The sequence below is a fragment of the Pseudomonas quercus genome (assembly GCF_012033695.1).
GTDB lineage: Bacteria > Pseudomonadota > Gammaproteobacteria > Pseudomonadales > Pseudomonadaceae > Aquipseudomonas > Aquipseudomonas quercus.
This window is the reverse complement of record NZ_JAAVJI010000001.1, coordinates 134401-154992: the sequence shown is the minus strand read 5'-3', so window position 1 is coordinate 154992 and position 20592 is coordinate 134401. Positions and strand designations below refer to the sequence as shown.

At 60.2% G+C, this 20592-nt stretch carries 22 protein-coding genes; 10 read left to right on the top strand and 12 right to left on the bottom strand.

Going from position 1 to position 20592, the window contains the following annotated elements:
- Nucleotides 1–26 precede the first annotated feature (26 nt).
- Nucleotides 27–1082, top strand: coding sequence for a permease (locus tag HBH25_RS00615; protein ID WP_168080484.1), 1056 nt, complete (start codon nucleotides 27–29; stop codon nucleotides 1080–1082).
- A 57-nt stretch (nucleotides 1083–1139) separates the two neighbouring features.
- Here HBH25_RS00615 and mnmH read toward each other — a convergent pair whose 3' ends face one another.
- Together mnmH and selD are read right to left on the bottom strand one after the other, a co-directional pair.
- Nucleotides 1140–2240 (bottom strand): tRNA 2-selenouridine(34) synthase MnmH, encoded by a 1101-nt coding sequence (mnmH, locus tag HBH25_RS00610; protein WP_168080482.1) that lies wholly within the window; start codon nucleotides 2238–2240, stop codon nucleotides 1140–1142.
- Nucleotides 2240–3274: a selenide, water dikinase SelD gene (gene selD / locus HBH25_RS00605; protein ID WP_168080480.1), complete on the bottom strand. Its 1035-nt coding sequence runs from the start codon at nucleotides 3272–3274 to the stop codon at nucleotides 2240–2242. Before selD ends, mnmH begins: the two co-directional genes overlap by 1 nt.
- A gap of 152 nt (nucleotides 3275–3426) precedes the next feature.
- Between selD and HBH25_RS00600 the strand changes: the two genes are divergently transcribed.
- From HBH25_RS00600 to HBH25_RS00590, 3 genes are read left to right on the top strand one after another with little or no spacing between them, the layout of a single operon-like run.
- Entirely contained in the window at nucleotides 3427–3675 is a 249-nt protein-coding gene (locus HBH25_RS00600) for a type 2 periplasmic-binding domain-containing protein (RefSeq protein WP_168080478.1), read from the top strand.
- Nucleotides 3672–5012, top strand: a complete 1341-nt coding sequence (locus HBH25_RS00595; protein WP_195755869.1) for a GGDEF domain-containing protein — start codon at nucleotides 3672–3674, stop codon at nucleotides 5010–5012. Before HBH25_RS00600 ends, HBH25_RS00595 begins: the two co-directional genes overlap by 4 nt.
- Complete coding sequence (locus HBH25_RS00590) at nucleotides 5003–5749, top strand: substrate-binding periplasmic protein (protein ID WP_168080476.1); 747 nt, start codon at nucleotides 5003–5005, stop codon at nucleotides 5747–5749. The genes HBH25_RS00595 and HBH25_RS00590 overlap by 10 nt, the downstream gene beginning before the upstream one ends.
- Before the next feature lie 9 nt (nucleotides 5750–5758).
- Here HBH25_RS00590 and HBH25_RS00585 read toward each other — a convergent pair whose 3' ends face one another.
- Nucleotides 5759–6076: a hypothetical protein gene (locus HBH25_RS00585; RefSeq protein ID WP_168080474.1), complete on the bottom strand. Its 318-nt coding sequence runs from the start codon at nucleotides 6074–6076 to the stop codon at nucleotides 5759–5761.
- A 135-nt stretch (nucleotides 6077–6211) separates the two neighbouring features.
- On the opposite strand from HBH25_RS00585, the gene gstA reads away from it, so the two are divergent.
- Nucleotides 6212–6817, top strand: a complete 606-nt coding sequence (gstA, locus tag HBH25_RS00580) for a glutathione transferase GstA (RefSeq protein ID WP_168080472.1) — start codon at nucleotides 6212–6214, stop codon at nucleotides 6815–6817.
- Nucleotides 6818–6868: 51 nt separating this feature from the next.
- Nucleotides 6869–7753 carry a DMT family transporter gene (locus HBH25_RS00575; protein ID WP_168080470.1) on the top strand — a complete coding sequence of 295 codons (885 nt, stop codon included), beginning with the start codon at nucleotides 6869–6871 and terminating at the stop codon, nucleotides 7751–7753.
- A gap of 18 nt (nucleotides 7754–7771) precedes the next feature.
- Here the strand turns inward: HBH25_RS00575 and HBH25_RS00570 are convergent, their stop codons facing one another.
- The 3 genes from HBH25_RS00570 to HBH25_RS00560 form a co-directional block, all read right to left on the bottom strand.
- Nucleotides 7772–8773 carry an ABC transporter substrate-binding protein gene (locus tag HBH25_RS00570; RefSeq protein WP_168080468.1) on the bottom strand — a complete coding sequence of 334 codons (1002 nt, stop codon included), beginning with the start codon at nucleotides 8771–8773 and terminating at the stop codon, nucleotides 7772–7774.
- Nucleotides 8774–8915: 142 nt separating this feature from the next.
- On the bottom strand, nucleotides 8916–9686 hold the full coding sequence (locus tag HBH25_RS00565; protein ID WP_168080466.1) for a 3-hydroxybutyrate dehydrogenase: 771 nt from the start codon (nucleotides 9684–9686) through the stop codon (nucleotides 8916–8918).
- An 80-nt stretch (nucleotides 9687–9766) separates the two neighbouring features.
- Complete coding sequence (locus HBH25_RS00560) at nucleotides 9767–10975, bottom strand: sugar transporter (protein ID WP_168080464.1); 1209 nt, start codon at nucleotides 10973–10975, stop codon at nucleotides 9767–9769.
- 431 nt (nucleotides 10976–11406) lie between these two features.
- Here HBH25_RS00560 and HBH25_RS00555 point away from each other — a divergent pair, with 431 nt between their 5' ends.
- Complete coding sequence (locus HBH25_RS00555; RefSeq protein WP_168080462.1) at nucleotides 11407–11835, top strand: hypothetical protein; 429 nt, start codon at nucleotides 11407–11409, stop codon at nucleotides 11833–11835.
- Between the two features lie 9 nt (nucleotides 11836–11844).
- Here HBH25_RS00555 and HBH25_RS00550 read toward each other — a convergent pair whose 3' ends face one another.
- The 3 genes from HBH25_RS00550 to HBH25_RS00540 all read right to left on the bottom strand — a co-directional run bounded on the left by HBH25_RS00550 (nucleotide 11845) and on the right by HBH25_RS00540 (nucleotide 14116).
- Nucleotides 11845–12789 (bottom strand): 5'-nucleotidase, encoded by a 945-nt coding sequence (locus HBH25_RS00550; protein WP_168080460.1) that lies wholly within the window; start codon nucleotides 12787–12789, stop codon nucleotides 11845–11847.
- Between the two features lie 454 nt (nucleotides 12790–13243).
- Nucleotides 13244–13753: a ferritin-like domain-containing protein gene (locus HBH25_RS00545; RefSeq protein WP_168080458.1), complete on the bottom strand. Its 510-nt coding sequence runs from the start codon at nucleotides 13751–13753 to the stop codon at nucleotides 13244–13246.
- 138 nt (nucleotides 13754–13891) lie between these two features.
- Nucleotides 13892–14116: a DUF2188 domain-containing protein gene (locus tag HBH25_RS00540; RefSeq protein ID WP_168080456.1), complete on the bottom strand. Its 225-nt coding sequence runs from the start codon at nucleotides 14114–14116 to the stop codon at nucleotides 13892–13894.
- A 172-nt stretch (nucleotides 14117–14288) separates the two neighbouring features.
- On the opposite strand from HBH25_RS00540, the gene HBH25_RS00535 reads away from it, so the two are divergent.
- Complete coding sequence (locus HBH25_RS00535; protein ID WP_168080454.1) at nucleotides 14289–14876, top strand: flavin reductase family protein; 588 nt, start codon at nucleotides 14289–14291, stop codon at nucleotides 14874–14876.
- A gap of 51 nt (nucleotides 14877–14927) precedes the next feature.
- Here HBH25_RS00535 and mqo read toward each other — a convergent pair whose 3' ends face one another.
- Complete coding sequence (mqo, locus tag HBH25_RS00530) at nucleotides 14928–16571, bottom strand: malate dehydrogenase (quinone) (protein WP_168080452.1); 1644 nt, start codon at nucleotides 16569–16571, stop codon at nucleotides 14928–14930.
- A gap of 145 nt (nucleotides 16572–16716) precedes the next feature.
- The gene (locus tag HBH25_RS00525; protein ID WP_168080450.1) at nucleotides 16717–17391 is read right to left on the bottom strand and encodes a polysaccharide lyase family 7 protein; all 675 of its coding nucleotides are present in this window, start codon (nucleotides 17389–17391) and stop codon (nucleotides 16717–16719) included.
- A gap of 638 nt (nucleotides 17392–18029) precedes the next feature.
- Between HBH25_RS00525 and HBH25_RS00520 the strand changes: the two genes are divergently transcribed.
- Both HBH25_RS00520 and HBH25_RS00515 read left to right on the top strand, forming a co-directional pair.
- The gene (locus HBH25_RS00520) at nucleotides 18030–18701 is read left to right on the top strand and encodes a polysaccharide lyase family 7 protein (RefSeq protein ID WP_168080448.1); all 672 of its coding nucleotides are present in this window, start codon (nucleotides 18030–18032) and stop codon (nucleotides 18699–18701) included.
- Nucleotides 18702–19063: 362 nt separating this feature from the next.
- Complete coding sequence (locus tag HBH25_RS00515; protein WP_168080446.1) at nucleotides 19064–19951, top strand: manganese catalase family protein; 888 nt, start codon at nucleotides 19064–19066, stop codon at nucleotides 19949–19951.
- 78 nt (nucleotides 19952–20029) lie between these two features.
- Here the strand turns inward: HBH25_RS00515 and HBH25_RS00510 are convergent, their stop codons facing one another.
- Nucleotides 20030–20542, bottom strand: a complete 513-nt coding sequence (locus HBH25_RS00510; RefSeq protein WP_168080444.1) for a CinA family protein — start codon at nucleotides 20540–20542, stop codon at nucleotides 20030–20032.
- Nucleotides 20543–20592: the final 50 nt, after the last annotated feature.

Genomic DNA, 20592 nt, shown 5'->3' with positions numbered 1-20592 from the left:
CCGGTTCTTTTTCTCGGATACTTCCCATGCATATCCAGGCCTCGCCCTCCCAGCCCCGTGGCTGGTCCTTCTGGTGGAAACCGGCGCTTTTCCTGTTGGTAGCGATGGTAGGGCTATACTACGTGAAGTGGTCGCCCTATTACCTCAAGTCCTTCGTGGCAGCGGAAAAGCACAGCATTGGTGGTTCAATCATCAATGACCAACTCACCTCCCCCGTGGCCGCAGCACTGGCCTATGCACAGGTCTATTTCCTGGCGATCTGGAAAGCCGCCGTACTGGCGATTGTGCTGGGTTCGTTGCTGCAGGTCCTTATTCCCCGGGACTGGCTGTTGCGCCTGTTCGGCAAGGCAGGCTTGGGTGCCACTGTACGCGGCGGGCTGTTCGCACTGCCCGGCATGATGTGCAGCTGCTGTGCCGCACCAGTGGCGGCGGGGCTGCGCAAGCAACAGGTCTCCGTGGGCGCGGCATTGGCGTTCTGGATCGCCAACCCGGTGCTTAACCCCGCCACACTGGTATTCATGGGCTTTGTGCTGGGCTGGGGGTTTGCGGCCTTGCGCCTGGTGGGTGGTATCGCCCTGGTGCTGGGTGTGTCGCTGATTGCCCAGCGCCTTTCTCGGCCTGAGCAGTTGCCGGAACAGGCCATGAATGCCGTAGAAGCGGCCTCGGTGCCGCCCCAGGGCCATCTGTTGCAGCGCTGGGCGGTAAGCCTGTGGCAGCTGTTCTGGAGCACCATCCCGGTATATGTGGTAGCGGTGTTGCTGCTAGGCGCGGCGCGCGTATGGCTATTCCCTCACGTGGAAGGCGGCTTTGGCGAGGGACTGGGCTGGCTGGTGCCCATGGCCATCGTAGGCACCCTGTTCGTGATTCCTACGGCTGCAGAAATCCCCATCGTTCAAACCCTGATGGCCCTGGGCCTGAGCACGGCACCGGCAGTGGCGCTGCTCATGACCCTACCCAGCGTAAGCCTGCCGTCCTTGCTGATGCTGCGCAAATCCTTCGAGGCCAAGGTGCTGTGGGTGGTCGGCGGGCTGGTGATGGCGTTTGGTGTGGTGTGGGGGCTGGTGGGGGTGGCGATCTTGTGACGCTCAGGGGCGCTGCCGGCTGCAGAGGCCTGAAGCTGGCGGCGCCCTTGCTTGGCATCAACCGCTCACGCGCGCCTTCAGGTACTCAAGCACGGCTGCGCGCTCGCCTGCGAACTCGATCCGCTCGGCTTTGGCGTCTCGCTGGAAGGCGTACATGGGGTCGTAGTACTCCAGCAACAACCCTTCGATCCAGCCACGGTGCCCACTCACTTCGCCACGGGCACCCTGCTCGGCCAAGGCGGCCTGCAGAATGGCGGCGAAGCGCTGATACCGTTCCCCGCCCAAGCGCTTGGCGATGCCCGCCAGGCTCTGCTGCAGGCGCTCGGCAAAGGCGGTGAAGCCTGCCTCCTGGCCGTGCAGTGCTACGAACTCGGCGCACAGGTTCACGACGTAGTCCTGGAGGATGCGCGATACCCGCGACTCCAGGCCGTCCTCCAGCCACACCATTGGGCTTACCTGCATGCGCCGGTACAGCGAGAGCGGCAAGGCGCAGCTGCCGATCATTCGGCTTTCATCTTCCACCACAAAGGCCGCCTGGCCTTGGGCACGGCGCTTGAGCAGGTCCACGCCAAGCGCATTTTCGAAGGCAATGGGCGCAGGTTGAGCCGTGGCACGCTTGCCGAACCCCGAACCCCGGTGATTGGCCAAGGCTTCCAGGTCCACAGCATGGTCCAGCTCGGCCAGCACTTCGGTTTTACCGATACCGGTCATGCCACCCAGGCACACGAATTCGCAGGTGGCGACACTGTGCTCAGTCTGCTCGATCAGAAAGGTACGCAGCGCCTTGTAGCCGCCCACTACCCGAGGGTAGTCGATGCCGGTGGCCGCCTTGATCCATTGCTGGGTGATCTGCGACCGCAGGCCACCTCGGAAGCAGTACAGGTAACCCTCGGGGTTCGCCTCAGCGAACTGTGCCCAGGCGGCAATACGGGCTTCCTTCACGGCACCAGCTACCAGAGTGTGGCCCAGTTCGATAGCCGCCTGCTGCCCATGCTGCTTGTAGGCAGTGCCCACCCGCTCGCGCTCGCGGTCGTTCATCAAAGGCAGGTTGATTACGCCGGGGAACGCCCCCTTGTGGAATTCGACCGGGGCACGAACATCCATCAGGGGTACGCCCTCCAGGAACAGGCGCTTAAAGTCCGTGGTGTTGTCTACCATCACACAACCTCAACTGCATGGGTGCCTCGGGCAACCATTTCCCCAATCGGTTGCAGGGCCATGCCCAACTCGCCGGCAGTGGCCAGGAACGCAGGTGCCTCGCTCGGCGCCACGGCCACCAGCAAACCACCGCTGGTTTGAGGGTCGCACAGCAACAGGCGGGTGGCTTCATCCAGGGGGCTGACGCTTGCCCCATAGCTGTCGAAATTGCGCAGGGTGCCACCCGGCGCACAGCCCTGGGCCAGGTAATGTTCAACCCCTGGCAGGCGCGGCACGGCCTGGGCGTTCAGGCGGGCGGTGAGGCCCGCGCCATTGGCCATTTCCAGCAGGTGCCCGATCAGCCCAAAGCCGGTCACGTCCGTCATGGCGCGTACGCCTGCCAGCCGCGCGAAGCGGCTGCCGGCACGGTTGAGGGTGCACATCCAATCCCGGGCCACACCTATGTCTTCGTCACGCAGCAGGCCTTTCTTTTCTGCCGTGGTCAGAATGCCGATGCCCAGCGGTTTGGTCAGGTACAGCTGGCAGCCCAGTGTGGCGGTGTCGTTACGCTTGAGGTGGGCCTTTTCCACCAGCCCTGTGACGGCGAGGCCGAAGATCGGCTCCGGCGCATCGATGGAGTGGCCACCGGCAAGCGTGATCCCTGCCGCCTCGCACACCGCGCGGCCGCCACGGATCACCTCACGGGCGATTTCCGGGGCCAGCACGTTCACAGGCCAGCCGAGGATCGCAATGGCCATCAAGGGCGTGCCGCCCATGGCATAGATATCGCTGATGGCATTGGTGGCAGCGATGCGACCGAAGTCGAAGGGATCATCCACAATAGGCATGAAGAAATCGGTGGTGGAGACCACCCCGCGTTCCTCGTCAATGCCATACACCGCCGCATCGTCGCGCGACGCATTGCCTACCCACAGGGCCGGGTCCAGGTCCTGGGCGCCGCTGCCTGCCAGGATCACCTCCAGCACCTGGGGCGATATCTTGCAGCCGCAGCCAGCACCATGGCTGTATTGAGTCAAGCGAACGGGTTGGGTCATGACAGGCCTCTGAAGAGCAGGGGCCGAGAGTCTAGCATCCATGTTGGCTGCCTGTTGATGCCGGTGTGGCCAGCGGTCAAGTTGCGCCCGTTCATGCCGATAGCCTGGGCACGACCTTCACACCTTCACCACCCAGCCCACGGAGCGCGAGCATGCCCCCAGCCTGGCCCACGTGCCTTTTATGCGCTGCCTATGCTGCCGCCGCGCGCCTGGCCTGCCTGTCAGGTGCCAGCGAGGCGCCCCTGCTACAGGTGGTGCCCGAGCTGGAGGGTGGAGGCTTGAGCGCCCCCTTCAGCCGCAATACCCCTGCAGAAACGGTCGACGCTTTCCGTAAAGCGTTGTTGCACGTGCATGAAGACGGTCGTTACGAAGCCATCGTGCGTAAATGGACGGCACTTTGAACACCCATCCCTATGACGATCCCACCCACCCAGGCATGACGGCCGAACGCCCGCTGGCGCACCGGCTGGTCGTGGCAACACTGGTGTTTTGCCTGGCCTTCACGTGTGTCACGGTCACTGTGCGCACCTGGTTCGCGTGGCGCAGTGGCGAGCACGCCATGAATGCCGAGCTCGCCCTGATCGACCAGGTGTTCCAGGGCTCGCTGTCCAAGGCGATCTGGGAAATGGACCGCGAGAGCCTGGAGGCTCAGTTGCAGAGCGTCTCACAGGCTGGGCCGGTAGGCCGCGTGACCTTGAGCATTCCTCGCGCCGAACGTGCCGAAGAGGTACTGGTCCATCAGCGTGAGGGTTTCCTGGGTGCAGGCCCGGCACCTACACTCACCCGCGCGCTGACCGTTTCGCCCTACCCAGGGGCGGTTCAGCCGGTCGGCACCCTTACGATTGAGGGCGACCCTGCGCTGTTACGTGAACGCCTGTGGAAAGAGGTATGGGCCATCGCCCTCACTCAGGTGCTTCAGTCCTTGGCCCTGGCCGGCATCACCCTGCTGATGTTCAACAGCCTGGTGACGGTGCACGTGCGCCAGATTGCCCGCCATCTGGAGCGCCTCACCCCGGCCAGCCTTGGCACACGCCTGCGGCTGCACAGGCTGGGGCACCGTAATGACGAACTGGACCTGCTGGCCGTACGCATCAATGCACTACAGGACAACATGGCCCAGTACCTGGCGCTGCAGCACGAGGCCGAGCGGGCATTGGCCGCCAGCCGTGATCACCTGGCGCTGGAGGTAGCACAACGTACGGCCGAGCTGATGAGTGCCAATACCCAGCTGCAAAATTTGTCGCGCCTGGACCCCTTGACCGGGCTGGCCAACCGCCGCTATTTCGACGAACTCAAGGACGTCGAATTCAACCGAGCGCTTCGTACCCGACACCCCTTGACCGTACTGATGTGCGATGTGGATTACTTCAAGGCCTACAACGACACCCACGGTCACGTGGGCGGCGACGCTTGCCTGCAAGAAGTGGCGGCCCTCATGAAGGCGTTATTCACCCGCAGCGGTGAAGTGATTGCCCGCCTGGGCGGCGAAGAGTTTGCGGTACTGCTGCCGGACACCGATACCCCCCATGCGCTTCAGGCGGCGCAACGGTTGCGCCAGGCCTTGGCAGACAGGCAACTGCCCCATGGGGCGTCCCCGCTGTCACCGTGGCTGACCCTGAGCATTGGCGTGGCCGAGCTCGATGCCGGCTCAATGACCACCTTCGACCACCTGCTACGCCGCGCAGACGAAGCCTTGTACCGGGCCAAAAACACGGGAAGGGATCGCGTATGCGAGTAACACGCTGGCAGTCTCTGCGCATGGGCCTGCTCGGCCTGGTGTTGCTGAACCAGGCTACATCCCCTGCCCTTGCCGCCCCTATTGAAGCCATCACCGAGGCGTCTTCGTACAGCTACCTGGAGGAAGGCAAGGTCGCGGGGCCGGCCAGCGAGGTGGTCAAAGCCACCCTTGAGCAGGCAGGCCTGAACGATTACCACCTGGCGATTTACCCGTGGGCGCGTGCCTATGACATCGCAAGGGCCGAGCCCAACGTGCTGATCTACCCCATCATCCGCACCGCAGAGCGCGAACGCCTGTTCAAATGGGTGGGCGAATTCGAAGAAATAAAAACGGTGCTGTACCGGTTGCAGGGCCACGAGGGCGTGGAACTCCAAGACCTGGACCAAGCCAAGGCTTACACCGTGGGGGTGGTGCGCGACGATGTACGCGACCAGTACCTGCGCAACGCGGGGTTTACTCGCTTGGTAGTATCGGCGTCGGCGCTGGACAACCTGCGAAAGCTGCTGGCTGGCCAAGTGGACCTGATTCCCCTGTCACCGCGGGACGCACAACGTTTCTGTGAACAATTGCACATCCCGTTCTACACCCTGGAACCGGTCATGAACCTGGAGCAGATTACTGCCCACGCTTACATAGCCTTCAGCCTGGCTACGCCTGACGAGGTGGTACAGAAGGCCGTTGACGGGTTCAACCACTTGAAGGCGCGTGGGGAGGTTAGGCGCCTTATGGCGCCGTAGTACGCGCTGTCATTCCATCAGGTCGGCAGGATAGAACTCACCCTCCAGCCCTTGCTCCAGCAGGCGCTGTTCCACCAGCGGGCGCATACGCTCTCCAGTGGCGTGGTCTTTGGGGTTGGCCACTCGCAGCCAGACGCGCCGGACATTCTGCTCATGAGTGCCCTCGCTGAGCATGTCATGGCTGGCTACCGGCCCGCCTCGCCATAGGCATTGCCCGTCCGGGTGAGTACTGGCCTGGGGGTCGGCTTCAGGCGGCACTAGCCACAGCTCAGTGGCGCCCCGTAGGTCGGCGGTATTGATATGCGCTTCATCGATCGCTATGTTCATAAGGCCCTGGGCTCGAACAAGAGGGTGTGTTGCTCTGAGTCGCCGCCCGTACCACGGGTTCATTCCAATGCCGCACGGCTGCCCACATGCTGGCCGCCGCCCATTGTGCGGCACCGCCTACCACAAGGATCTGCCATGAAACTGTATTACCTGCCTGGCGCTTGTTCACTGGCCCCTCATATCGTACTGCGCGAAACCGGTACGGCAGTCACCTTGGCCAAGGTCGACCGCAACACCAAACAAACAGATACGGGTGAGAGCTTTCTTGAAGTGAACCCCAAAGGCTACGTACCGGCTATCGCCCTGGATGACGGTACGGTCATCACCGAAGCCCAGGTCGTGCTGCAATACCTGGCCGACCATGCCCCTCAAAGCGGGCTTGCGCCTGCCGCCGGAAGCCCGGATCACTACAAGCTGCAGGAATGGCTGGGGTTCATTTCCACCGAACTGCACAAGAACATGGGGTCGTTTTTCAACCCCAAGCAAACCCCGGAATGGCGTGAAACCGTCGCGGCCCTGCTGGGCAAACGGCTGGACTACGTCACCACCCAACTGGACGGCAAGGCCTTCCTCCTTGGCGACACGTTTACGGTGGCCGATGCCTACCTGTTCACGGTCTTGAACTGGTCCGGCAAAGCGAAGTTCGACTTGAGCCCCTGGCCCGTACTGGTCGATTATCACAAGCGCCTGAGTGAGCGCCCTTCCGTACAACAGGCGCTGAAGGAAGAAGGCCTGATCTAATCCTCTCGCACTTGCCGCCCGCGCTCAGCGGGCGGCTCCTCCAGGCGCCCGATGATCCCCTCCCAGGCTTACCTTCAACTGCACATAGCCGCCCTGTTGTACGGGCTTTCCGCCTTGTTCGGCCAGGCCCTCCAGGTGCCACCGGTGGTGATCGTCTGTGGCCGGGGCGTGTTCGCTTTGGCGGTGCTTGTACCCCTTTGCCTTTGGGCCAGGGGCTCGCCTAATCACTCAGCGTTCCCGCCGCTGGGCGCGGCCGGCAAAGTGACGCTTATGTTGCTGGGCTGCGCACTGGCAGGGCATTGGGTGCTGTTCTTCATGGCCATCCAGGCCGGCGGCGTGGCAGTGGCTACCTTGGGTTTTGCTACCTTCCCGGTGTTTACGGCGGTGACGGAACGGCTGGTATTTGGATACCCCATGGGCCCCAAAGCCTGGGCCATTATCGCCTTGGCCACCCTGGGGCTCGCTTTGGTAGGCCCGGGAGCCGATGCTGGCTCCGCCAGCCTGACAGGCCTGGCCTGGGGCGTACTCAGCGGTGCGGTATACGCCGGTATCGCCATTGCCAACAAACGCCTAAACATTCAGGCCCATGGCTTTACCCTGAGCCTGTGGCAAATGCTTGGGATTGTACTGGCCACGCTGCCGTTCGTAGGTGGCCAATGGGCAGGCGTCACGCCTATGGGCTGGCTGCTGCTGGCAGGGCTGGGTGTACTGTGTACGGGGCTGGCCTACACACTGTTTATCGGTTCGCTCCAGCACGTCAGTGCCAATACGGCTGCCGTGGTGATCGCCTTGGAGCCAGTCTATGCCATTGCTGGCGCCTGGCTGCTGTTCGGCAATCGCCCTACCCTGGCCATGGCCGCAGGCGGCGCACTTATTCTGGGCGCAGTGGCTTGGGCAAGCCATTCCCCCGGCAAACCCGTGGCCGGCTCTCTCTGACCCCAGGTCGGCCTAACGTCAGCTGCCTGCATCACCGTGAGCCTCTTGGAAGAAATAGTCCTTCCAGCTGCCAGCCTTGTGCTTGAGAACACCCAGTTCCTGCAGTTTTTCGGCATAGATGAACGTACGCTGCGGGACCACGGTGAAGTCGATTTCAGGGTCTTGGATGATTTTTTCCACAAACGGCAGCGGCAGCTTGGACTGTTCCACACGCACGTAGGTCTGCGCGGCTGCGGCCTTGTCGGCCTTGATGATCTGCGCGGCTTCCACCAGCGCCTCGTAGAATGCCTGGTAGGTTTTTGGGTTTTCGTCGTGGAATTTCTCGGTGGTGTACAGCACGTTAAACGTAGCCGGCCCTCCGAGGATGTGATAGGAACTGATGACCTTGTGCACCTTCGGGTTTTCTAGTGCCTGGTACTGGAACGGCGGGCTGGAGAAGTGGGCCGTCACCTCCAGGCCACCGGAGATCAGGGCGGAAGTCGCATCAGGGTGTGGCAGGCTGATCGACCACGTATCGAAGCGTTTGAAATTATCGTTGCCGAACCGTTTGGCGGCTTCGATCTGTAACGTACGGGACTGGAACCCTACGCCCGCCGCAGGCACGGCGATGCGATCCTGGGCCGTGAAATCCTCAAGGGTTTTCACCTCTGCCCGGTTGCTCAGCAGGTAATTGGGCATGGACCCCAGCGAAGCGATAGCCTTCACGTTTTGCTTGCCACGGGTGCGGTCCCAGACAGTGAGCATCGGCGGTACGCCGGCTGAGACGACATCTAGCGCACCGGCCAGCAACGCCTCGTTCATGGCCGTGGCCCCGGAAATGCTGCTCCAGTCGACGCTGATGTCCAGGCCCAGGGCCTTGCCATGCTTCTCGATCAGGTGTTGATCACGGACGACGTCCAATATCAGGTAGCCGATTCCGAATTGCTGGGCAATGCTGATCTTACCTTCAGCCTGGGCACCGCCTGCCACCAAGCTACCCGCCAGTGCGCCGAGCAGCGTGATAATACGTAACGAAGCCATGGGGGCTCTCCAGTCAGAGTTACAGGGCCCAGAATGCCAGGGCTGCGCCAGCATAAAAGCATAAGAATAAAGATTTAAATATCTTTAATGCATAAGCATATGCACCCGTAACCTGGCTGTCTCACGCCTTGGCGTGCCAGGGTCAGCCGGCGGTCCAACCTCCATCCATGCTCCAGGCCGCGCCCCTTACCTGACGTGCCGCCTCACTGCACAGAAAGCTCACCAGCTCCCCCAGTTGCTCGGGGGTAACAAACTCCAGCGAAGGCTGCTTGTCAGCCAGCAAGGCCTGTGTGGCGGCCTCAGGGGAAAGGCCCTGTGCGATCCGGGTATCAATCTGCTGCTGCACCAGGGGGGTGAGCACAAAACCGGGGCAAAGGGCATTGCAGGTGATGTTCAGCTCGGCTGTTTCCAAGGCAACCACCTTGGTAAGCCCCACCACCCCATGCTTGGCCGCCACATAGGCCGCCTTTCCCACCGACCCCACCAGGCCATGGGCGGAGGCGATATTGACGATGCGCCCCCACCCACGCGCTTTCATACCTGGTAGGCAGAGGCGCGTGGCATGGAAGACCGACGACAGGTTGATGGCGATGATGGCGTCCCAACGCTCCACCGGAAAATGCTCCACGCTGGCCACATGCTGAATGCCCGCGTTGTTGACCAGAATGTCCACCGCGCCGAAGGTTGCTTCGGCCAAGGCCACCATGGCTGCAATTTCGCCTGGCTCGCTCACATCCGCCGGGTGGTGGATAGCCTGCACGCCGTGAGCCTGCACGGCTCGGAGTGCAGGCGCCGGGTCGCCGAACCCATTGAGCACCAGGCTGGCGCCAGCTTGGGCCAACACAGTGGCGATACCCAAGCCAATACCGCTGGTGGAGCCGGTGACGAGTGCAGTTTTGCCGTGTAGTTGCATGGAACGCTCCTTGACGAAGAGGTAGCGTTACAGCGTAGCGAGGCTGCGTTAAGGCGCCAGTGGCCCAGGTATTCTCCTGTTCAGTGCATGGCCACAGGCGCCGCGCCTGCCTGAGGCTCAGGCACGCCATAACGCCGCGTAGACCAGGCGCACAGCACCAGGCCGCCCAGGGCCAGCAGGCCGCCCACCAGCCCCACATGCCCCACACCCAACTGGCTGGTGACCACACTTCCCAGCAAGGCGCCGCCACCAATGCCAATGTTGTAAATGCCTGAATGCAGTGCCATGGCCACATCCGTCGCATCGGGAGCCAGGTTCAGTACACGGGCTTGCAACACCAGCCCAAAGCACATAATGAAGATTCCCCACAACGCGCTTTGCAGCGTCAAGGCAGGCAGCACATTGGCTACCGGGGTCATCAGCAGCAGGCACAGGGTCAGGCCTGCGATGGCGGCCAACAGCAGGCTACGTGGGTAGCGATTGTTGTAGCGGCTGAACACGAAGGAACCCAGGATACCGGCGCCGCCGAACACCAGCAGCAGGCCCGTGGTGGTTTCGCCACGAAGCTTGGCCACCGTGGCCACGAAGGGCTCGATGTAGGTATAGGCCGTGAAGTGTGCGGTCACCACCAAGGCAGTCAGCACATACTGCAGCATCAAGGCTGGCCGCTTGAACAGGATGGGCAGGCTGCGCAAGGAGCCTGAATTCTGGCTCGGCAGCGACGGCAAGGCACGTACCAGCACCACCAGGGTGGCGCAGGCCGCCAGCCCAATCACCCCGAACGTGGTCCGCCAACCGAACGCTTCGCCCAGTACTCGGCCCAGCGGAATACCCAGCACCATGGCCAGCGATGTGCCGGTGGCCAGCAGCCCCAGGGCCTGCACTTGTCGGCCGGGTGGGGCTACCCGCACCGCCAGCGAGGCAGTGATGGACCAGAACACCGAATGGGCGAAGGCAATGCCAATGCGGCATGCCAGCAGCATGGCAAAACTGTTGGCGAACGCGGACAACAGGTGGCACCCCACAAACAGGCCAAAGATGATCACCAGCAGCTTTCGGCGCTCCATGTTGCGGGTCAGCAGCATGATAGGCAGTGAAATCAGGGTCACGATCCAGGCATACACGGTCAGCATCAGCCCAACCTGGGCCGTGGTCATGTCGAAACTGTCCCCAATGGAGGACAACAGCCCCACCGGAACGAACTCGGTGGTATTGAAAATGAACGCGCCCAACGCCAGGGCGATGACGCCCAGCCAGCTTTCGGGGCTCGATGGTGCTTGTGAACTCATGCTACTCACTCTGAATCAGGGGTTCGGCCAGCAGGCACTGGCGCAGAACGGCAAAACGGGACAGCCCGATGCAAGGTCGGGCACGCGGCTATGGACCACAGGCCATAGCGGGTGTGCGGTCTGATTGTTATGGGGGGGTGGGCAGGTATCAATCCAGCGCCGATGCTACCTTGGGTTGCCCTGCAGGGTAAATGCTGCCTGCGCGTACCGGGTGTACCACTGCATAGGCAAACAGACGCAGGCCACAGGGCCGCTTCGCTGTGATAGCCGTCACAAAATCGAATTTCGGGCCGCCCGTACAGGCCGGAAAGGCCCTATTGCGCTGGCCCCAGGCGGAACCAGAATGCCACTATTGAGTCCGAAGCGGGTCGATGGTCTTGGCGCCAGGGTGCCGAAGGGGTTCAAGGGTGCACAGGAAACGATTGGAGTCCATGCTTCAGATGCTCGAAGAGCTCGCGGCTGGGCGTTGGCAGGTGAGCCGCAAGGGTTATGCCGGGTCTGGCCACAGGCGACCGTCGTTTCTGCCAGACGTCTGGGTAACACCCATGGATGACCCCCTGGGCCACGCCGCCTGCGCCATTGGCTTTGCCTGCCTGGATGAGCGCTTCGAAGGGCTCTACCTGGATGGCCTGGAGCCCTGCACCCGGCTCCCTGGCACCGCCCGTACCCATGCCCGGCTGGCGAAAGGCTGGGAGGCGGTAGCCGCTTATTTTGAACTGGACCAAACCACTGCGCGCAGCCTGTTCGGTGTAGAGCGCTCGCCTGCGTCCATCACCCAAGTGCGCGACTGGCTGCGTGCCTTCCTGTATACCCCCACCGACCAACCCAGGCCCGACCCTCAAGCGCAGCATTGCGGTTAGGCCTTCGCCTCATGCGGTAGGGTTTACAGGCCGGTTGGCGATGCCAAACGGCACATGCACCATGGGAATGTTTCCTGCGGCCGAGGCCAGGTGGCTGCGTTGGTCATCGAAGAACATGTGTGGCTTGAGCACCGACAACACCCTGCTCTTTTCCATGCCGCCCAGGAAAAACGCCTCGTCAGGCGATACCCCCCACGCTTTGAGTGTGGTGACTACCCGTTCATGGGACGGCGCGTTGCGAGCCGTCACGATGGCGATCCGCAGGATCTTGCTGTAGGTAGGGTCTTCGCTGAGCCGTTGCGCTTCCAGCTGTTGCAAAAAAGCCAGTTTGCGAAATAGATCGGCCAGTGGCCCAGGCTGGTGGGCAATGGCCTGGTGCTCACTCTCATAGGTCTGGAATTCGGCAAGGTCCAGGTTGCGCTTGAAGACCGTCTCAGCTTCATCGTCCGCGATCACACCGTCGAAGTCGAACGCTACCCGCAACTCGGTATCGATCTCATCGTCGTACACCCGGGAAGGCAACACCACCCCCGCCGGATAATCCGCATCAATGGCCCGCTGCACGTCGCCCTCATTGGCACTGAGGAACAATGAGGCGTTGAACGCCGGTATGTACTCGTGAGGGGAACGGCCGGTCATGAAGGCCGCACGGCTGATGTCCAGCCCATAGTGCCGGATAGACCTGAACACGCGCACGCCCGTCTCTGGCGAGTTGCGAGAGAGCAGCACCACTTCCACCGGGGCCTGCGCTGAAAAGCCTGTATTGAGGCTCAGGAAGCGGCGAATAAAGGGAAACGCGACCCCTCTGTCAAAGGGCTGGTCAGCGTTGCGTTGCTGATGCAGGCGGTAGGCTTCCACCCCCTCGTTCAGGTACACCTCGTTGGACTCGGACAAGTCGAACAGGGCGCTGGACGCAACGCCAATCACCAGTTTTTTTTCGATGGGGTACGGCATAAAGGCCCGTCAGCAATGGTTCTGCAGCAGCATACGTGACCCTACGCGGCCACGCCAAGGACGCTAGCACCGCGCGCCGAAGCAGATCGGCTCAATGGTTGCAGAACGGGCTCAAGCCGAGTGCGCTTAGTGCCGATAGCGTGGATGAGCCCAGTGCAAGAAGCCGCCTGTCAGGCGGCCACAGGTCTCGACGCTACTGCCGGAGGGCGCGCAATGGAACACAGCAACCATGTCGGTTCATACACTGAGGCGCACAAAAGCCTGATGAACCTGTTGAGCGACAGTGTAATGGCTCAGCTCGTGCGCCCTAGTGAGCCCGAGGCCGCTTCGGAGGCCGACCAGGCTATGGAAGCGGCTATGGCCAGTAGCTTCTACTTCAAACGTCGCAGCGCCAAGCGGTGCGGCTGCGCCCAATGCAAGGCCGTGCGCGCAGCTATGGGAGCGTGCTGGCCGACTAGCGTTTGGCCTCAAGGTCTGGATGAGCCGAACGCCCCAGGAACTGCTGTGTCGTAGGCGCCAGGTGCTCCAGTATCCACTGAGCCATGGCTTTTTCCTGGACAAGGATTTTCTCGCAGGCTTCAGCTGTCTGGGTGTCGCCTGCTGCTTTGGCGGCGGCGATGATCACGGTGTACGTGGCAATCTCAAGGTTTTCGAACACATACCCGCTCATGGAGCCTTTGATCACCTCATCGGGCATGGCCATGCCCGCCATGGCTTGACCAAAGGCCATCAGTTTTCCGCCCATGTCTTTCAAGGTCGATGGGCTGCCACCCAGGCGCTGGATAGCTTCGTCTACTACGCCCTGCTGCCACCGGGTTTCTTCAATGTGTTGCTGAATGCGTTGCTTAAGGTCAGGGTAATGTTCCAGTCGCTCGGCCTGGGCTGTCAGCATTTTTTCAGCTTGCTGCTCCATGGCGTGTGCGTCCCTCAACCAGTCGAGCAAGTTGTCATGTACCGATGCCATGTTCGTGTTCTCCAAGTGTTGAACGCACTGGGTAATCAGCGCATTCCTGTTCCTATAGCCATTCGCTAGACCATTCTCTATACGGGTGGCTGCATCTACCTCGCAGAACCCGGACGGGTGGCAATCAACGTTGGCGCATTAACCCTTACTACGGCTTGGGTCGGCACTGCGCGGATACGTGCGCTCTTCTTGAAGCGTGCCATCAAGTTTATGAATCTTTACCGAAGCGGTTTTTCCCTCCAGGAAGGTATGGGTTTTTTCCACTATTTCATCTTTAGTAGGTGCAGTGTGGGAGGCCCGAGTAGCGCCCTGCTTCTTAAGCTCCCAATGGTCGTTCACTTTAGTGATGTGATAGTTATCCATGAAAACCTCCTGATCGGTGCATTTGCAGAACGGGTGCAAAAGATATAGAGGCAATGAAACTGCCCCAGTTCTAAAACATTAAGCACAAGGTGCTATAGGGCGTAACCACACTGGATAGAATCAGCGACCCAAGGGTCTGAAGGTCACGTGAAATTAGACCGGACCTTCGCCCATGAATGACAACATCCACCCAGTAGACCTGGAGAAAGCCTACCGGCTGCTCAATCATGGCCCCACCGTACTGGTGTCGGCGCGCCATGGCGAGGAACAGGACGTGATGGCTGCCGCCTGGGCGTGCGCACTGGACTTTTCACCCCCTCGGCTGAGCGTGGTCTTGGACAAAAGCACACGCACCCGCGCGCTGATCGAGCGCGCTGGCACGTTCGTGATTCAGGTGCCAACGGCGGCGCAGGTGCAACTCACCTATGAGGTGGGCAACCGTTCCCTGGCCGATGACCCGAACAAGCTGGCCCAGTGTGGTGTGTCCCTGTTGGCGTTCGAAGGGCATGACCAGCCCTTTGTAGAGGGTTGCTGTGCCTGGCTGGCCTGCGAAGTGATACCCGAGCCGCACATCCAGCACACCTACGACCTGTTTATCGCCCAAGTGACAGGGGCCTGGGCAGACCGCCGGGTATTCGAGAACGGGCACTGGAAATTCGAGGACGCGGACCCGCAGCTGCGCAGTATTCACTACGTGGCGGGTGGTCAGTTCTACGGGATTGGTGCATCGCTGGTTGCCCGCCACACCCCGAAAGGGTAGCGGGCAAATGTACTGCGGGGTTACTGCGGGCTACTGCAAGCTACTGCTAGGTTAAAGCGCCATGTCATGGGCCGGTGCAGCAGGTGCAGCCGGGCTGGCAGGCGTGGTCGCAGCAGGTGTTACAGCCGGGCCCACTGGGGGTGGCGTGTCCAGTTGCAGGGTCTTGGCTGTGTAGGCCCACTCCTCGGCAACGCGCTGAGGGTTGTCGTTCAGGTGAGTGCCGTAGCTAGGCACGATCTGGCGGATCTTCTCCTGCCAGGCCGGGGTAGCGACCTTATCCTTGAATACCTTTTCCAGCACGTTCAGCATGATCGGGGCTGCAGTGGAGGCACCTGGCGAAGCACCCAGCAGGCCGGACATGGTGCCGTCTGCAGAGGTGACCACTTCGGTCCCCAGCTTCAACACACCGCCTTTGTCGGCGTCACGCTTGATGATCTGTACGCGCTGACCGGCCTGCCACAGGCGCCAGTCTTCTTTCTTGGCGTTGGGGAAGTACTCGCGCAGTGCATTCATGCGGTCTTCGTCAGACAGCATCAGCTGGCCAGCCAGGTATTCCACCAATGGGTATTCGGCAATGCCGACCTTGGTCATGGGCCAGATGTTGTGTGGCGTGGTGCTGGTCAGCAAATCGAAGTACGAGCCGTTCTTCAGGAACTTGGTGGAGAAGGTCGCGAATGGCCCGAACAGGATCACGCGCTTGCCGTCCAGCATGCGGGTGTCCAGGTGCGGCACGGACATGGGTGGCGAACCCACCGACGCCTTGCCATAGGCCTTGGCCAGGTGCTGCTCGGCAATGGTGGGGTTATCGGTGACCAGGAACGAACCACCCACCGGGAAGCCTGCATAGTCCTTGGCTTCAGGAATGCCGGACTTCTGCAGCAAGTGCAGCGCCCCGCCGCCTGCGCCAATGAATACCACACGGGCATCAGTAGCCGACGTTGTGCCGTCTTTCAGGTGCTTGTACTCAACGTGCCAGCTGCCGTCTTCGTTACGCTTGATGTCTTCCACTTCGGTGGACAGCTTCAAATCGAAACCAGGCTGTGTCTGCAAGTGGCTGACGTACTGGCGAGTGACTTCGCCCCAGTTCACGTCGGTGCCCAGCGGTGACCAGGTGGCAGCGATTTTCTGGGCCGGGTCCCGGCCTTCCATCATCAGCGGCACCCATTTCTTGATCTGCTCAGGGTCTTCGGAATACTGCATGCCTGCAAACAGGGGGCTGGCCTTGAGGGCTTCATAGCGCTTCTTGAGGAAGGCCCTGTTTTCGTCGCCCCACACAAAGCTCATGTGCGGCGTGGAGTTGATGAACGAGTGCGGGTTTTTCAGCACATCGTTGCGTACCTGCCACGACAGGAACTGGCGAGTGACCTGGAAGGCTTCGTTGATCTCGACCGCTTTAGGGATCTCAACCTTGCCCTCCTTGTTTTCCGGGGTGTAGTTCAGTTCAGCCAAAGCCGAGTGACCCGTGCCCGCATTATTCCAGCCGTTGGAGCTTTCCTCGGCCACGCCGTCAAGGCGCTCGATCATCTCCATGGACCAGCTTGGCTCCAGCTCGTTGAGCCAGACACCGAGCGTAGAACTCATGATGCCGCCGCCGATGAGCAACACATCAACCCGTTTCGTTTCAGCGGCCAGGGCAGAGCCGCTGGCAACCGATACAGCCAGGGCAAGTAGCGCACCGCTTGCTTTTTTCAACATATCTACTTCCACATTAATGAGGCCCTGGGCGTCTCAACCCATGGCCACCTGATCGACAGAGGCATCACAGCTGGCATTGCGCCAACATGCGGCAAGGTTAAATCTCAAAACTTTCGTGAACCTTTCACCAGCCTTTCAGTCTCGCTCAGCTCTTGTGCTTGTGAGAGACCGAAAGGTTTTCAAACACTACCCGCCCGCCTTCACTGGTATACCCGGTGTGATCCTGGGTATACACCCCCGCTTTGAAGTACAGCGGCTTCTGTTTCCAGCTTGAGCTCAGCTCGGTATTCCATCCGTAGTCAGCTGCCTTTATCGCCAGCTTTCCGCTTTTCATGAGGGTGATCACGTAAGAAAAGGGTTTATTCAATGGCACGTTCTGAGCAATGGTAATGATCGTGGGATCGTCCTGGCCAGGCGACCTGCGCAGCTTTGCGACAATATTGCCTTGCCGCTCCTTGTCCATGAACTGGTACTCCACCTTCAGCAACGGGTCATTGCTGTTGTACTGGTGAATCTGCCCGATGACCACCCTGCCACTGGAGGGCACCTCGGTGACTTTCAGCTTGGCGCGCAGGTAATTGTCCGCCTCAGTGTATTTCCAATTGCGCAGCGAACCGTCGGCATAGGTTTCGCGCAATTCACTACGTGGGTACTTGGCGCTTTCAGTGGTCGACCCTGTCACGGGCGCCCAGAAGTACAGGCGGCTGCCGTCCTTGCGGAAATACTTGTCCTTGTAACCCTTCACCAAGATTGGTGTTTCGATAATTTTGGCAGGGGAGCCAACCGGGACGCTGAGGTTCCATGTGGAGAGATCGATCATGACAGGCGTTACCAGTGATGCGGCGGGCCTAACCGTTAGCGCGCGCCGTTAGCGGATAAGACCTAGCACCGTTCGGAGCTAAGCAGGAGCGGCGGGTTTTATATAGGGGCAAGCCCTTTTTGAACATGATGGCACGCCACAGCTTTGACGCCTGCGTATTGGCACGGCACTACAACCCTTGGTGTACAAGCGATTACACCCCGTTACCGTTCGTCGGTTTTATTACAACAGAGCTGAACTAACTTTCACAGCCTGGATGATGGCACACCGCCATTTTCCTCTACGTTTTCGCCGAGACCGCTATGAGAAATGCGATTCCATTACAAGATTTACCGACCGTTCGTCTGGTGGCTGAGCTTTGTTTTAAAGCACGAAACGGATGCGCTTGAGTCTTTAGCCAATAATATGGCGCCAATATAAAACCATGGCACCCGCGCCGTTACTGGCTTAGCGTCAAAAAGTTCAATTCCGAGCAATAACATCAAGGAGCCATCACTTCTTCAATAAAGTCGCTTTTCTGGCGAACCCCCCCAAATTCAGGGGGCTTCAGGCTTTTCAGCAGGTGCCGAAACAACAATCAACGAGATGGTGAGCAACAGCTTGCCGGCACCCACGAATACAGTTACCTGGAGTTCACCATGATCGACCTCGACACTTGGAACCTGAGCATTCCTGTTGGAAGCCCGGCCATTACCATCGACACCCCTAAATTGGCTACTGGCTACAAGGACGGCTTCTTCAAGTCGGGTGACACCCTGTTCTTCTGGGCCCCTGTCACAGGTTCGGTCACCAAGAGTGCCAAGTACCCACGCACCGAGCTACGCGAGACGAAACCTGACGGTAGCTTGTATAACTGGAAGTACAGCGCGGCAGACAACATGCTGCGGGCAGCGGTTGCCGTGAACCAGGTGCCCTCCTCCGGCAAGATCGTGATTGGTCAGATCCATTGCTTCAAAAGCACAGAGCCTATGCTCAAGCTTGAGTACCAGTGGAAAGACGCCAAGCGCCTGGGCAACGTCGTTGCCAAATTCCGGGCCACTCCGGACTCGGAGCCTGAAGTGATTACCGTGGCCGAGAAGGTTCCGATGAACCAGCGTTTCACCTACACCATTCACCTCACGCCATCGGGCGCATTGACGGTCAATGCCGCCGGGTTCCAATGGGGCACCAAGGTCGCCAGCAGCTGGGCCTCTGAAGACCTGTACTTCAAGGCAGGCGTGTACACCCAGGACAACACCGGTTACGCCACAGAAGGCGGTGCCGCTACCTTCTACAAATTGGCTGTCGAACATACGCCCAAGAAGGGCTAACGTTTAGCGGACCAATAATTGAACATTACTTTAGCCTGTCTTCGGACAGGTTTTTTTTGCCCTTAATTCAAGCATTACATAGAGTTGAAGCGCGCTTCGTTATGTTCAAAAAATATTACGCCCAATTTAAATGAACGATCGGCGTGCCAGCCTCACTATATTCCTGTGACCAGCATCCTAGACGCTGGGAACTGTTTAAGATGAGGAAACACTGGCACGCTAAAGATTGGAATTTAAGCAAGTTTCAATAGCGTGGCCTCACACAGCACAAGCCACTGTCATGAGCAGTGGGTGCAAAAGGGCGAAACAGGTAACGCCTGTACTTCGACACCCTTTAAATCCGTGATAATGAGGAAAAAAGCATGTTCGTACATAACAAGCGTCTCCAATATACCGTACGCGTTGCGGCACCTAACCCAGGCCTGGCCAACCTGATGCTTGAACAGTTCGGCGGCGCCCAAGGTGAACTGTCCGCAGCTATGCGTTATTTCACTCAAGCAGTGACCGAGGAAGACGCTGGCCGTAAAGACATGCTTTACGACATTGCCACGGAAGAACTGAGCCACTTGGAGATCATCGGCTCGATTATCGTAATGCTGAATAAAGGCGGCCGTGGCCAACTGGCCGAGGGCGTGCAGCAAGAAGGCGAGCTCTACCGTTCATTGACCGGTGCTGGCAACGATTCCCACATCACCAGCCTGTTGTACGGGGGCGGTGCTGCGCTGGTGAACTCCGGTGGCGTGCCATGGACTGCTAGCTACATCGACACCATTGGCGAACCCACTTCAGACCTGCGCTCTAACATTGCCGCAGAAGCTCGGGCGAAGATCGTGTATGAGCGTTTGATCAATGTCACCGATGATCCGGGTATCAAAGACGCCTTGAACTTCCTGATGACCCGCGAAATCGCTCACCAGATGTCGTTTGAAAAAGCACTGCATGCCATTCAGCCGAACTTCCCGCAGGGCAAACTGCCTGGCAAGCCAGAATTTGCCTCGGTGTACTACAACATGTCCCAGGGTAATGACATGACCGGCCCGTGGAACACTGGTGACAACCCGGTAGGCACGTGGGAAATCCGCGAAGCCACGCCTGCCGTCGATGGTGGCGATGGCCTGGCCACTGTGGACCTGCCTTCCCAGGACCTGGAAGTGGTAGAAGCCATGAAACTGCGCACTGCCTCCAACCCTGAAGCAGACCCGATGACCGGCGCGGACCTGGGCAAGCTGGGCGCAGCAAAACCGTTGTAAGCCCGCAACGCTAACCCTCGCACCACCCCTGAACCCCTGCCACTGGCAGGGGTTCGTTATTGATGCACGCAGGTAACGTCACCTGCTCAGTACTTGCTGATGGAACCGCTTGAGTTCACCCAGTGCATGCCAGGTCGCCTGGCGTATCACCTGCTGGCGATCACCTTTGAACCGGTGGGTCAAGGAAAACAGCCTGGTCTGCCCCTGGACGGTAAACGCCCAGGCAAAACAGACTGTACCGGGGGCAATGTCGTCCATAGGGTCCGGCCCGGCCACACCGGTGGTAGCCACGGCGACATTGGCTTCGCTGTCCTCCAGTGCCCCTTTGGCCATCTCCCGGGCAACTTCTTCGCTGGTAAGGCCGAACTGATCGATCGTGGCCAGTGACACGCCTAGCAGGCGCTGCTTGGCAGTAGGGGAATACACCACGTAGCCGCTTTCCATGACCTTGCCACCGCCAGGTACCGACCCTAATGCGGCGGCTATCAGCCCTGCTGTGCAGGACTCGGCCGTGGCCAGATAAAGTTTGTTGGCCATCAGGTAGGCAACCATGGCCTCAAGGTCTACGACAACCGCTTCTGGAAGGTCCATGCGCACAGCACTCGTTGACTATAAGACCCTTTTTTTGATTACCGTGGCCG

What these genes read in the sequence shown, in the direction of transcription:
- HBH25_RS00590 (WP_168080476.1), top strand. Translation starts at nt 5,003, where the DNA reads ATGCGAGTAACACGCTGGCAGTCTCTGCGCATGGGCCTGCTCGGCCTG.
- HBH25_RS00510 (WP_168080444.1), bottom strand. Translation starts at nt 20,542, where the DNA reads ATGGACCTTCCAGAAGCGGTTGTCGTAGACCTTGAGGCCATGGTTGCC.
- HBH25_RS00545 (WP_168080458.1), bottom strand. Translation starts at nt 13,753, where the DNA reads ATGGCATCGGTACATGACAACTTGCTCGACTGGTTGAGGGACGCACAC.
- gstA (WP_168080472.1), top strand. Translation starts at nt 6,212, where the DNA reads ATGAAACTGTATTACCTGCCTGGCGCTTGTTCACTGGCCCCTCATATC.
- HBH25_RS00565 (WP_168080466.1), bottom strand. Translation starts at nt 9,686, where the DNA reads ATGCAACTACACGGCAAAACTGCACTCGTCACCGGCTCCACCAGCGGT.
- mqo (WP_168080452.1), bottom strand. Translation starts at nt 16,571, where the DNA reads ATGTTGAAAAAAGCAAGCGGTGCGCTACTTGCCCTGGCTGTATCGGTT.
- HBH25_RS00615 (WP_168080484.1), top strand. Translation starts at nt 27, where the DNA reads ATGCATATCCAGGCCTCGCCCTCCCAGCCCCGTGGCTGGTCCTTCTGG.
- HBH25_RS00600 (WP_168080478.1), top strand. Translation starts at nt 3,427, where the DNA reads ATGCCCCCAGCCTGGCCCACGTGCCTTTTATGCGCTGCCTATGCTGCC.
- HBH25_RS00560 (WP_168080464.1), bottom strand. Translation starts at nt 10,975, where the DNA reads ATGAGTTCACAAGCACCATCGAGCCCCGAAAGCTGGCTGGGCGTCATC.
- mnmH (WP_168080482.1), bottom strand. Translation starts at nt 2,240, where the DNA reads ATGGTAGACAACACCACGGACTTTAAGCGCCTGTTCCTGGAGGGCGTA.
- HBH25_RS00520 (WP_168080448.1), top strand. Translation starts at nt 18,030, where the DNA reads ATGATCGACCTCGACACTTGGAACCTGAGCATTCCTGTTGGAAGCCCG.
- selD (WP_168080480.1), bottom strand. Translation starts at nt 3,274, where the DNA reads ATGACCCAACCCGTTCGCTTGACTCAATACAGCCATGGTGCTGGCTGC.
- HBH25_RS00575 (WP_168080470.1), top strand. Translation starts at nt 6,869, where the DNA reads ATGATCCCCTCCCAGGCTTACCTTCAACTGCACATAGCCGCCCTGTTG.
- HBH25_RS00535 (WP_168080454.1), top strand. Translation starts at nt 14,289, where the DNA reads ATGAATGACAACATCCACCCAGTAGACCTGGAGAAAGCCTACCGGCTG.
- HBH25_RS00570 (WP_168080468.1), bottom strand. Translation starts at nt 8,773, where the DNA reads ATGGCTTCGTTACGTATTATCACGCTGCTCGGCGCACTGGCGGGTAGC.
- HBH25_RS00525 (WP_168080450.1), bottom strand. Translation starts at nt 17,391, where the DNA reads ATGATCGATCTCTCCACATGGAACCTCAGCGTCCCGGTTGGCTCCCCT.
- HBH25_RS00515 (WP_168080446.1), top strand. Translation starts at nt 19,064, where the DNA reads ATGTTCGTACATAACAAGCGTCTCCAATATACCGTACGCGTTGCGGCA.
- HBH25_RS00555 (WP_168080462.1), top strand. Translation starts at nt 11,407, where the DNA reads ATGCTTCAGATGCTCGAAGAGCTCGCGGCTGGGCGTTGGCAGGTGAGC.
- HBH25_RS00550 (WP_168080460.1), bottom strand. Translation starts at nt 12,789, where the DNA reads ATGCCGTACCCCATCGAAAAAAAACTGGTGATTGGCGTTGCGTCCAGC.
- HBH25_RS00540 (WP_168080456.1), bottom strand. Translation starts at nt 14,116, where the DNA reads ATGGATAACTATCACATCACTAAAGTGAACGACCATTGGGAGCTTAAG.
- HBH25_RS00585 (WP_168080474.1), bottom strand. Translation starts at nt 6,076, where the DNA reads ATGAACATAGCGATCGATGAAGCGCATATCAATACCGCCGACCTACGG.